Source organism: Paenibacillus sp. sg306046, from assembly GCF_059821225.1.
This window is the reverse complement of the sequence record NZ_JCAMRT010000015.1, coordinates 61,476-73,414: the sequence shown is the minus strand read 5'-3', so window position 1 is coordinate 73,414 and position 11,939 is coordinate 61,476. Positions and strand designations below refer to the sequence as shown.

At 57.6% G+C, this 11,939-nt stretch carries 9 protein-coding genes, 1 pseudogene and 1 riboswitch; of the genes and pseudogenes, 2 read left to right on the top strand and 8 right to left on the bottom strand.

What is annotated here, in order from left to right:
- Positions 1 to 167 precede the first annotated feature (167 nt).
- Both AC6ROY_RS16305 and AC6ROY_RS16300 read left to right on the top strand, forming a co-directional pair.
- Positions 168 to 1,070 carry a LysR family transcriptional regulator gene (locus AC6ROY_RS16305; protein ID WP_500101628.1) on the top strand — a complete coding sequence of 301 codons (903 nt, stop codon included), beginning with the start codon at positions 168 to 170 and terminating at the stop codon, positions 1,068 to 1,070.
- An 8-nt stretch (positions 1,071 to 1,078) separates the two neighbouring features.
- Positions 1,079 to 1,885 (top strand): histidinol-phosphatase, encoded by an 807-nt coding sequence (locus AC6ROY_RS16300; RefSeq protein ID WP_500101627.1) that lies wholly within the window; start codon positions 1,079 to 1,081, stop codon positions 1,883 to 1,885.
- A 227-nt stretch (positions 1,886 to 2,112) separates the two neighbouring features.
- Here the strand turns inward: AC6ROY_RS16300 and AC6ROY_RS16295 are convergent.
- The 8 genes and pseudogenes from AC6ROY_RS16295 to AC6ROY_RS16260 all read right to left on the bottom strand — a co-directional run.
- Positions 2,113 to 2,256: pseudogene (locus tag AC6ROY_RS16295) on the bottom strand (SMR family transporter); the annotation flags it as partial.
- An 85-nt stretch (positions 2,257 to 2,341) separates the two neighbouring features.
- A riboswitch (guanidine-I (ykkC/yxkD leader) is annotated at positions 2,342 to 2,440 on the bottom strand.
- Between the two features lie 133 nt (positions 2,441 to 2,573).
- The gene (locus AC6ROY_RS16290; RefSeq protein WP_500101626.1) at positions 2,574 to 3,122 is read right to left on the bottom strand and encodes a hypothetical protein; all 549 of its coding nucleotides are present in this window, start codon (positions 3,120 to 3,122) and stop codon (positions 2,574 to 2,576) included.
- 127 nt (positions 3,123 to 3,249) lie between these two features.
- Positions 3,250 to 5,043 carry a response regulator gene (locus AC6ROY_RS16285; protein WP_500101625.1) on the bottom strand — a complete coding sequence of 598 codons (1,794 nt, stop codon included), beginning with the start codon at positions 5,041 to 5,043 and terminating at the stop codon, positions 3,250 to 3,252.
- A gap of 19 nt (positions 5,044 to 5,062) precedes the next feature.
- Positions 5,063 to 6,775, bottom strand: coding sequence for an ABC transporter substrate-binding protein (locus tag AC6ROY_RS16280; RefSeq protein ID WP_500101624.1), 1,713 nt, complete (start codon positions 6,773 to 6,775; stop codon positions 5,063 to 5,065).
- Entirely contained in the window at positions 6,772 to 8,550 is a 1,779-nt protein-coding gene (locus AC6ROY_RS16275) for a cache domain-containing sensor histidine kinase (protein WP_500101623.1), read from the bottom strand. The genes AC6ROY_RS16280 and AC6ROY_RS16275 overlap by 4 nt, the downstream gene beginning before the upstream one ends.
- Before the next feature lie 91 nt (positions 8,551 to 8,641).
- On the bottom strand, positions 8,642 to 9,484 hold the full coding sequence (locus tag AC6ROY_RS16270) for a carbohydrate ABC transporter permease (protein WP_500101622.1): 843 nt from the start codon (positions 9,482 to 9,484) through the stop codon (positions 8,642 to 8,644).
- Entirely contained in the window at positions 9,484 to 10,422 is a 939-nt protein-coding gene (locus AC6ROY_RS16265) for a carbohydrate ABC transporter permease (protein ID WP_500101621.1), read from the bottom strand. The genes AC6ROY_RS16270 and AC6ROY_RS16265 overlap by 1 nt, the downstream gene beginning before the upstream one ends.
- A gap of 119 nt (positions 10,423 to 10,541) precedes the next feature.
- Entirely contained in the window at positions 10,542 to 11,879 is a 1,338-nt protein-coding gene (locus AC6ROY_RS16260; RefSeq protein WP_500101620.1) for an ABC transporter substrate-binding protein, read from the bottom strand.
- Positions 11,880 to 11,939: the final 60 nt, after the last annotated feature.

Below are 11,939 nucleotides of genomic sequence, written 5' to 3'. Positions count from 1 at the left end.
CCGCAACACTAAATATTTTAACAATAAAATGATTATACTCAAATTTGAGTATAAATCAAGCAGAAAAATGCGCCGCTTCCCCCGTAGTTTGCCCTTCTCCCCCCATTATCATATAATTAAAAATGACCATACCCTGCACGTTCACACCTTTGGAGAGGAGGTACGACGTGAACCTGAATCAGTTGGAAACGCTTATTACGATTTCCAAAACGATGAGCTTTCGCAAGGCTGGCGAAGTGCTAAACTTGACTCAGCCTGCGGTATCCGCGCAAATCAAGAGCCTTGAGGATGAATTTAAAACGGTGCTGATCGACCGCAACCAGCCGGTTACGCTCACCGACAGCGGACTTGTCTTTCTGGAGCATGCGGAGATGATTCTGCAGACGGTGGAGGATCTCAAGCTGCGGCTCGCCGATCTGAGCCATACCCCGCAGGGACATATCCAGTTGGGTACGACGACCTCGATTGCGATGCAAATTTTGCCGCGGGTGCTGTCTTACTTTCAGAATCAATTCCCCCTGATCAAGACGACCATTCACTCGATGAGCAGCTCGCAAATTATGCAAAGCGTGGAAAACGGGACCATTGACATTGGCATCACGTATTTGTTCGATAAGCAATCGTCGCTCGAAAGCTCGGTGCTGTACTACGATACGTTCGAATTAACCGTTGCGCCCGAGCATCCGCTTGCCCGCTACGCGCACGTTCCGATTGAGAAGCTGCATGAGCTGCCGATCATTATGCTGTCCCCGGAAACAGCCGGGCGCCGGTTCGTTGATCAACTGTTCAAGCAGCTGAACATTGCCCCTCTGACAGTCATGGAGCTATCGAGCAGCGAGGAAGTGAAGCGGATGGTAGAGCTTAATCTGGGAGCGGCCATCATCTCCAAGCTGTCCATTCAGAATGAATTGCGGCTTGGAACGCTCAAGATGATTAAAGTGAACGAGCTGGAAATCAGCCATCCGGTCGGTGTTGTGTACAAGTCGGGCCGTTATCTGAATTCGGCGCTGCATCAATTCCTGCTCGATCTGAAGGGCATGCAGGAAATCCAATTCATAGGTTCGGAGTGAAGGAAGCCATGAAATTCGACTTACATACTCATCACGAACGCTGTGGTCACGCCGTCGGCACCATTCGCGATTATGTAGAGGCCGGTATCCGCCACGGCTTGCAGGTGATCGGCATCAGCGACCACTCTCCCTACTTTGCAAGCAGCGAAGACCAGGCCCAGCCCGGCATCGCGATGGCCAAAAGCGAATTCAGCCGCTACATCGACGAAGTGTTAAAGCTGAAGGCCGAATATGCCGGGCGTATTGATGTGCTGCTCGGCTGTGAGTCCGACTTTTTCCCGGAACATCTGGAGGTTTACCAGGCGATCTATGCGCAGTATCCGTTTGACTACCTGATCGGCTCGGTCCATCTGTCCGGAGGCGTCAGCATTTTTAACCGCAACCGCTGGAAAGGGCTGTCCGAGCAGGACCAGATCGCGCAGAAGGATTTGTACTACGACTTGATCGCCCAGTCTGCGCGCAGCGGTCTGTTTCAAATTCTCGGCCATATCGACGCGATGCGCGGCTTCTATCCTGCCTTCTCCGACATCAAGACGGAGGCCGTTGACCGCACCCTGCAAATCATCGGCGAATGCGGCGTGGCGATCGAAATCAACACGTCCGGCAAAACGAAGGACTGTGGCGGCTGGTACCCGGTCAATGACATTCTGGAGCGAGCGCTCCATTACGGGGTACCCGTTACCTTCGGCTCCGACGCCCATAAACCGGAGCGGGTCGGCGACGACTGGGATGAGGTTGCTGCGACGCTCAAGTCAATCGGCTACCGGGAATGGGTGTATTTCAAAGAAAAACGCCCATATGCTGTGCCGCTGTAACGGTGGACATGCAGTTTCCTGAATAAATACAGCAGCAGCCTTGGAAAAGAAAAAAGGCCAACTCGCCAAGTTGACCTGATCTTACGAAACTCCCGGGCTGCCGCTGTTTGATTAAGCTAATGTTTTGCGGACAACTGAATCCAAAACGTTCATCGCTGCACGAATCTAAGTTTAGTCGGTCAGCTTCAGCCCTGTAGCCGGGCCAAGGACCAGCCCTATGCACAGTATGCCCTTATCATTAAATAAAAGCTGATGTAAATAGCGATGGCCGTAAAGCTCCATTCCGCGAAGCTATCCGCATGCTTCAACCCGATCACCCAACCAACCTCAGACAATGCCGCGATCATCACCGAAATCCACGTTTTGTTCATACCCTGTTCCTCCCAAACGCTCTTTATGATTTGGGCCAAAAAAGAAAAAATAAAAGCCTGGGAGATAAACTGCGGCATGCAGCTTATCTCCCAGGCTTTTATCCCTCCGTGTCACAGCCAAATGGCTGTGTGTTTTCTCGGACCAGACCAGTCTGCTGACTGCGGAACCCTAGAAAACATCCCTATTCAATTAAGACAATACCAACACGCGATGTAACGTTCAGTCAACCCGCAAGCAGTTCCAACAAATCTCCGCGAGCAGGCACTGCATTTGGCAAACCGGGAGCGGCCCTTGGCTGTTCAACGCCTGGCTTTCCTCAGCGAGAGCTTTCCGTCCGCGCCGTGTGCTTCACCGCTCGCCTTGCACCGCGTGCCGATTTGCGGCGACCATTCGCCGGCATCCCGGACGGCCGTTTCCACGAGGCGGTTTTGAGCTGGCCGCCGAGGCCCAGTCCACCGCCCAATCCAAAGCCGCCGCCGAACAATTTAAACACAGGGCCGAACTGCTTGAAAATCGTCACCATCTTCTGCACCTTGCCCATCGTTGACAAGATGCCGTCCAGTCCGCCCATCCGGTTAAACAGCGCGAGAACATCACCGCCTCCTGCGGCCCCCGCCCCAAGCTCGGCCGCGCCAACTCTTCCCGCCGTGCCGTCCGCCACAGCAGACACGCCGCCGCCAAACGCCGTACCCGCTCCTTGCCCTTGGCCGAACGGAGAAAACAAGCCCTGTACCTCCGCCGTATTCAAGCGCGGCTGCGGACTTGCCAGCCGCGGCTTGCGGACCTGCCCGCTGCCGGCCGCCTTGCGTCCTGCTGTCGAGGAAGCAGCCCGATACAGCCCGGATGCGCGTTGTCGTTTGCTCATAAGCTATACACCCTTCCTTCCATCGCCAACGGCTCGCACCAGACCGGCATCCGATGGCTCTACCGTAGCATATGTCCGTACGGGCAGGTCCGTCTGGGTCGCTCACCCGCCTGCAGCGAAAAAAGGTTCAATCACGCTCGCCGGCCGCACGATGCGCTGTCCGGTATTCGGAAGGCGTTGCACCAGTCATTTTTTTGAACACCTGCGTAAAATATTTCGCATCCTGATAGCCGACCAGCGGCGCGATCTGATAAACCTTTACATCCGTGTTCCGCAAAATCGCGCAGGCCCGCTCCATCCGCAGCTTCGTCAAATACTCCAGAAACGTGTAGCCACTCTCCTTCTTGAACAGCACGCAGAAATGACTGCAGCTAAGTCCGATAAACTCCGACACTTCATCCATGCTGAGGTCATGATGGAAGCGGCCGGCCATATAGTCAAGCGCCGTACGGATCGAGCGCTTCTCCTCCTCGCCGGAGACAGCTCCCGGCGTATGGTCGATATAATCGGCGACAGCGCCGCGAAGCAGCAGCTCTGTCTCATCCAGCGTCCCGCAGAGCGGGATGCCCGTGATCAGCTCCTTCAACCGGCCGAGCGGCTCGCCGCATAAATCGGCCAGCTGGCGGGAGACGCCTACGACCAGCTCAACAATAGCCGCCGCCGCATCCTCCTGCGGGAAATCCGCCTTGCGCACCTCGTCGATAATTTGCTCGACGAGCAAGCCCGCGCCGGCCTTGTCGTAGCTGGCGATCATCCGGCACAGCCGCTGCTCCCAGCCGAGCAGCGACGGCAAGCCCGCGTCCGGCAACTGGCCCGGACCGCCGCTTGCGTGCCCCGCGTCCCCCGTCACGGACCGGGGGACCAGTCCCGCCCCCACGCTGCCGGTAAACCCGGCAGCGCCGTCCGGGCGGCGGATGCGGTAATCCGCCGCCGCACCCGAGCCAAGGTCCGCAGCCGCGGCGGCCTCCGGCAAGCCCGCGGCTGCGGACCGGCGGCCGGGCTTGTGCCCGGTATCGGTGTAGACGCCCTCGCGCCCGCCCGCGAAACGCGCCAGCAGCGCATACTGCGCGCTGCGGTAGCACGCATACAACGATTCCAGCCCGCGATGCGAGCGGCTGATCCCGACCGAGCAGGACAGCTTGGTGCACGTCTTCACCAGCGTAACGAGATCCAGAGCGATCCGCTCCGCGTCAATCGGATTCGCCTGCTGCAGCAGCATCACCCATTCGCCGCCTCGGAACGGAAACACCGTGAATGCGCCGCAGCCCTGCCCGTATTCGCTCAGCACATTGCCGACGGCAAAAAACCACAGCTTCCGGTCCTCCCGGCTCCACTGGTTAACCTCCAGCGTATCGTCAAGCGCGGCGACCAGCATCACATACGGATGCTCCATATCCCAATCCGGCAGCCAGTAAGCCGGGTCAAACGGCTTCTGCTCGCCCTCCAGCATGCTGCTGACGAGCCGCTCGCGCACCAGGCTGGACAGCGATTGCACCGAGCGGGTCAAATACTCGCGCTCTGAACGCTGCTGCGCCTCCTGCTCCAGCCGCGCCGCCGCCTCGCGCATCACCGTTTCCAGCTCCTCATGGTCCACCGGCTTGAGCAAATAATCGAATGCGCCGTGACGTACCGCCTCGCGCGCGTATTCAAACTCGCCGTACCCGCTCAGCAGCACAAATACAAGCGAGGAGCGCCGGTCAAGCGCGCCCTTCATCATCGTAATGCCGTCCATCACCGGCATCCGGATATCGCTGATCACAATGTCCGGCCGCAGCGACTGGATCAGCCGCAAGCCTTCCTCGCCGTTGGCTGCTTCCCCGACCACCGTCATATTCAGCTCATCCCAGGGCAGCGCTACCTTCAAGCTCCGCAAAATAATCGGTTCATCGTCCACCAGAAGCACGCGATACGCCGCAGCCATGTCCAGGCCTCCTCAACGTCTATTTCCCTACGAGCTCGTTGTACCGTTTGCGCTCCGTTTCCAGCTTCTCCAGCGCCTCCCGGGCCGTCAGACGCCCGCCGATCAACGCTTCGGACACCTCGAAAAACGTAGCCTGCAGCGCAGGCGGCAGCATGTTGTCATACGGGACGAAGGTCGATTCGGACGCATTGAGCAAATCGGTAATTTGCTTGAACACCGGACCGGTCCGCCGTTCATCCACCTCGATCCGCATGGCGGGCAAGCGGTACCCCTCATAGACGATCCGCCGCTGCACATCCGGTGAATAGATCGTCTTGAGCAGGTCCAGCGCCGCCTTCCTCCGCTCGCCCGACAAGTTCGCCGACAGCCCAATGCCGAACGTGTAGCCGCTCGCCAGGCCAAGCGACGTGTCCGCCGAAACGGTCCGCTTCCCTTTGGGCTCCGCCGCCTCAGCCTCCTTCGCCGCCCCCGATCCTTGCACGGCCCCTGAAGCCGGCGCGCCTGACTCAACGCCCCTTGCCGCGCCCGGAGCCATTGCCCGCGACCCGGCCTCCTGCTCCGTTCCCGCAGACGCTGCCAGACCGCCGCCGCTTCGCTTGCCAGCTCCTGCGCCCGTCAGCCCCGGGCGGGCTCTCGTCAGCCGCGGGAAATTAAACACGCCGACCTTGTCGCTGAACGCGTCGCCGCTCTGGAACAACGCCAGCTCCCAGCTGCCGTTTAAATACATCCCGGCCTTGCCGTCCAGAAACAGCCGCTCCGCCTCATACAGCGAGCGCTGCTCCGAGCGGCTCGGGAACGGCTCCAGCCGGGCGAATTCGAGAAACCGCTCTGTCGCCTGCTCGTAAGCAGGCTGGAGAAAGCTGCCGCCGCCTTGCACAATCTGGTCGATCGGGCCTGAGCCCGCATACCGCTGGAGAAAATAATGGTAGTGCATCGCACCCGGCCACAAATCCTGATTGCCTAGCGCCATCGGCACGATGCCAGCCGCCTTCAGCTTGCCGATCACGGCGACCAGTTCATCCCAATCCGTCGGTACGGTGATGTTCAGCTCGGCAAACAGCTCCTTGTTATAAAACACCGGCTCCGCAAACCCTTCGATCGGCAAGCCATAGACGCCTTGACCGAACTGCCACAAGCTCAGATCATGGAACTTGTCGAACAGCCCGTTTTCCCGCAGGAAGCCGCTCAAGTCCATCAGCCGCTCCGCCCGGACATACGGCTCGATTTCGGCGCCGCCGAACAGGACAAACACATCCGGCGGATTGCCGGTCACCATCTCGCTTTTCAACCGCTGCTCGCGGTGCAGCGTCTGGCCCAGCCCTTCGAAATCAACCCGGACATGCGGATGCTCCTGCTCGAACTGCTTCACGGCATCGGTAATAATCGTCTTCATCTGCGAATCATGATCCTGAATCCACATATGGCGGAAGCTCAGCCTGATCTTCTCCGCCTCCTGCACAGGAGTCCCGGCCGAGCAGCCAGCCGCTAGCAGCAGGCTGAGCGCGAGCAGCATAACCATCAGCCTGGTTCGTACCACTCGTCCTCGCGCCCCGCCTCGTCGGGTCAGCCGTTTCCGCAGGCCTCCTCCGCTTGCAGCGGACTTCAGCCACCGCCTTCCGCGTGCAAAGGACTCCTGCCTCACTCCTCTGCTTGCCAAAGACTTCGGCTCTCCTCGTCCGCCTGCCGTCGCCTTCCGGCCGGCGGAGCCTGTCTGCGCTGCGCTTCGACTCATAACAAGCTCCCTCCTCGCCCGTCGATTTCCTGCCGGGGCATGCGGATGCGGACAATCGTTCCCTCCGAAACGGCTGAGCATACCGTGATGCCATAGCGGCTGCCGAAGCGAATCCGCAGCCGGTCATGGACGTTTTTCATCCCGACGCCGCGATGCTTCGCTTTATTCGCCGGCGCGCTTGAACGGCGCTCGGCAAACAGCTCCTCCAGCCGCGCCCCTTCGATGCCGAGTCCATTGTCGGCGACCTCCACGATCAGATCGTCTCCGGCCACCAGCACCCGTATGGAAATAATGCCTTGCCCCTGCATCGGCTCAATGCCGTGGTAGAGCGCATTTTCCACAATCGGCTGGACGATCAGCTTGAGACTCAAGTACCGCTTCATCTCGTCCGGCAGCTCCAGCTCGTACCGCAGCTTGTCGCCGAACCGGCACGTCTGGATAAATAAATAATGCCGCACATGCTCCAGCTCCGTGGCAATCGGCACCAGCTGCTGCGTCTCGCTGATGCTGATGCGCAGCAGCTTGCCCAGCGATATGACGAGCCGGCTGATTTCCTTGTTACCCTGCAGCACCGCCATCGAATTAATCGTCTCCAGCGAGTTGTATATAAAATGCGGATTGATCTGCGCGACGAGCGCCTGCATTTCCGCCTCTTTCTTCCGCTCCTGTTCTTCCTCCACACGCCGGATCAAATCCTGAATTTGCCCGCTCATCCGGTTGAAGCCCTTGACCAGCAAGCCGGACTCATCGCGGTACAGCAGCACCCGCCCAGGCTCAACCTCCGTGAAGCTGCCCGCCTCGGCGCGCTTCATCGCCTTCACGACCGAGATGATCGAGAGCACCAGCTTGCGGATAAACAGACGGTCGAACAGCACGACGCTCAGCAGCGTCAGCGCTACCAGCCCGAAGGCCAGATTGCGCACGCCCTTCGACTCCTCCTGCATTTTGTCAAGCGGCGTCAGGGCGGCCAAATACCAGCCCTCCACCCGCGAAGGGTATGCCGTTATAAACGTCTCCACGCCTTCATACTCGTCCACATACGCCGGGGGCGGCTCCTCCGCCTGCAAAAACGGAAAAGAAACCGTTCGCCCCGGATTGCTGCCCGACTTGCTGAAAATAACGGTGCCGCCGCTATTTACAACCATCAATTCGCCTTCATTCACCGTGCCGGCTTCCCAGAAAATATGGTCAATCGCATCCGCCCTGACCGTCAGCACCAGCGTGCCGATATCCTCCAGCGAATAATAGTCCTTGATCGTCCGGACATGCGTCAGCTGCTGTCCGCCGATCAGCTTGTTCTCATACGGCCCGAGCCAGAGCGGCCGGCCCTTGAGCGCAGCGACGCGCGGATACCAGCTTTGCGCGCGCAGCGCCTGAATCGTAATATCCTTCTCGGTCCCCGAGCTGTAGACCAGCTCCTTCTGATTGTACAACGCCAGCGACGTAATGCGCGGATGGGACAGCAGCAGATTGTTCAGCTCCGTTTCGAGCTGGCGCGCGCCCGCCCCTTCCATCCGCCATTCCTGTCCGGTCTGCGAACGCTTCAGAAACTGCTGCACGACCGGCTGGGTAATGCTTACATCGGATACCCCGTTCATTTCGTTTAACGCGTATTGAATTTTGCGGTCCGTCTCCAGCAGACTGTTGGCGTAGAAGCGCTCGGTTTGCCGTTCGATGACAACAGAGAACAACTGGTAGGTGACACCGCCCATCAGCAGCACAGGGATACAGACAAGCAGGATGACTCCGATCATAATTTTGTGGCGCAGCGACATCGGTTAACCCTCCCGGCAGGCTGTGTAGGTCATCTGTATAAGGTTCGTACCGGAAGCCCGCGATTCCTGCTTGCTCCGCTGTCTGAATCGCCTAACTTTTTACAGCGCCGGACGTCAGGCCGGAAATAAACCACCTGCTGAACAGGATGAAGACGATCAGCAGCGGCAGCGTCGCAAGGAAGGTCGCCGACATAATCATTCCGTAGTCAATTGCATCGTTCCGGGCAAACAGCCCTTGCAGCGCAATCTGGATCGTAAAATTTTCGTTGTTTTTCAGCACGACCAGCGGCCAGAAGAAGTCATTCCAGGTGTTCAGGAAAGTCAGAATTCCGAGCGTTGCAAAAGCCGGTAAAATAATCGGCACAACGATCCGCCAATACGTATAGAAGTGGCTGCAGCCGTCGATCCGGCTCGCCTCCATCAGCTCCTGGTGAATACCGGCCGCGATATATTGGCGCATCCAGAAAATGCCGAACGCCGTTACCATCCCCGGCACAATAATCGCCTTGTACGAGTCGATCCAGCTCAGCTTGCTCATCAAGATGTAATTCGGCAGCACGCTCAGCTGCTGCGGTACAAGCAGCGTACCAAGGACGATGACAAACAGCACCTTTTTCCCCGGAAATTCAAACTTGGCGAACGCGTACCCGGCCAAAGAGCAGAAAAACAGGACGGATACCGTCGTCGTCCCTGAAACAACAAATGTATTCCACAACGCGCGGAAAAAAATGATTTTCTCCAGCGCATGCGACAGGTTCGTGAAAAATTCGCCGCCCGGCAAAATCGCCGGAGGCATGCTGTACGCCGCGTCCTTCGTCCGCGTTGCAATGACAAGCATCCAATAAAAAGGATACGCTGACAGGCCGGCTCCGATAACCAGCACGACATACGTCAGCAGACGTCCGATCGAGTTTTTATTTTCTCCGACAGGCATCAGGATTCGCCTCCGATCCGGCGCGACAGCCAGGAATTAAGCAGGGAGAACAAAATAGTGAAGAAAAACAGCACAACTGCGGTTGCCGCCGCGCTGCCGAAAAACGAGTTCCGGAACGCCTCGGAGTACAAATAGATAACCATCGTGACGCCTTCCTCGCGGGTCGAGCCGCTGCCGCCCTGACTCAGAAACACGTAAGGCTCGGTAAACAGCTGCAAGCTGCCGATCGTCGAGACAAGCGTCGTAAATATAATAAACGGCCGCAGCATCGGCACCGTAATGCTCCAGAACAGCTGGCTGCGGTTTGCGCCGTCAATGCGTCCGGCTTCATACAGATCCGTCGGAATGCTCTGCAGCCCGGACAGGAAAATAATCGCATTGTACCCGGTCCAGCGCCAGATGACCATGATCGCAATCGCAATTTTTACCGGCCAGTCCTGAACATTCCACGCATACGGTCCAAGATCAAGCAGCGACAGCAGATAGTTGGCCATCCCCTTGTTGGCGAAAACGGCGCTGAAGATCAGCGTAACCGCAACAATCGACGTAATATTGGGCAGAAAATAAATCGCCCGCAGCGTCTTGACGCCCTTAATAAACGCGGAATTCAGCGCAACCGCCAGCACTAGCGCAATCACGAGCTGCGGAATCGTGCCAAGCGCGCCCATAATAAATGTATTGCTGAACGCCACCCAGAAGGTCGGGTCGGTCAGCACCAGCTCGAAGTTGGTCAAGCCGACATACTTCATATCCCCCAGACCGTTCCACTTGTACAGCGACAAGTAGAAGGTGAAGAAGATCGGATAAATGCCAAACACCGAAAAAATAATGAAAAACGGGGAAATAAACAGATAAGCCGCAATGCGGCTGCGGCGCCGTTCTGTCAGCCATGGACCTGACTTGATCACTGCGCCGGGTGCTGCCGTATTGGTATTCATGCCGCTCCTCCTTTTCCGAATGCTGAATGTGTACAGACCTGCCCTGCGTGCTCCCCGAACGAAGCAAGGCTCACGTCCGCCCTACGGCAGCCGTGAACCTGCATCGTCCGAAGATCCGACTAGCTTCGTTTATTCAGCTCTTTAACTTTCTTGATCGAGCTATCCCATTCGGCTTGCGGATCGGCGTTTTTCTCCAGCACATTGGTCAAGCCTTCCTTGAACAGCGCATCTGTAGCATCGTGCAGCTTGCCGTAACGAATCGGCTTAACCGTCTTGGCCGCCTTGGCGAACTCGATGGAAACCGCTTGGTTCGCGAAGAACGGGTCCTTCAGCTCCTTGAACGCCGGATCATCATAGACAGCCGGGATCGACGGCATCAAACCGTTGCTGACGAACGACTTGAGCTGATTATCCTTATTCGTCAGCCAGGAAATAAATTCGTACGCTTCCTTCGATTTCTTGGATTCCTTCGGAATCGTCAGGAAGGAGCCGCCCCAGTTGCCTGAGCCTTCCGGCATTTGCGTAATCATCCATTTGCCGGACGTATCCTTCGCATTGCCCTTGATGACGCCGTTCATCCAGGCTGGCGCAAGCATTGCCGCAAAGCCGCCGTCATTTGTATCCTTGGCCCATTCCGGTGTCCACAGTCTGTTTTTGCCGACCCAGCCTTCTTTGATGCCGCGTACCGTGAAGTCATAAGCTTTCTTCACCTGCGGGTTTTTGTCGCCGATAAACTCATCGTTGTTGTTGTAGTAAATTTCGTTGCCCTGGTCGCGCAAGCCGTTGAAGACGAGGTCCGGCATATCCACGAACGTTTTGCCGGTTTTCTCCTTATACTTCTTCGCCGTCTGGGCGAATTGCTCCCATGTAGCGATTTCCTTGCCGAACGTGTCAGGCTGATTCGGGATGCCTGCTTGCTCCAGCAAGTCTGCGCGGTAGTAAACAACCGTCGGGCCTACATCGGTCGGCAGTCCCATCTGGAACTTGCCGTCCGTCGAAGAGGCTTGCTTCCATTTCCAGTCAAGGTAATTGCCTTTGATTTTGTCGGCGCCCAGGTCGTTCAGGTTGTAGAACTTATCCTTCGCTTCCATAAACTTCTCCAGGAACGCGATTTCCAGCATGAAAATGTCCGGTGCGCCCTTACCCGCGGCCAGTGCCGTCAGCGCGTTGTTGTGATGCGCCGTCTGGTCGGAGGTGTTCTGGATTTTAACCGTCACATTCGGCTTGACTTTCTTGTATTCCTCAGCCAACTTCTCGTAGCCGTTCGTACCGAGCGACCAGAACGTCAGCTCGACCGCCTGCTCCGTCTTCGTCTCAGGCTTGCTGTCGCCGCCTGTAGCTTTGGCCGGCTCTGTCGCCGCCGGTGCGCTTGCTCCCCCGCCGCTGCTGCAAGCGGTCATTGCCGTTGCCAGCAGTAACGCGGTTCCTGCCGTGGTCCATGTTTTCAACAATTTCATCTGTACATTCCCCTTTCGATCCGTTGCTTTTTTCCGATTCCGACAAATTCTGTCTTGTGG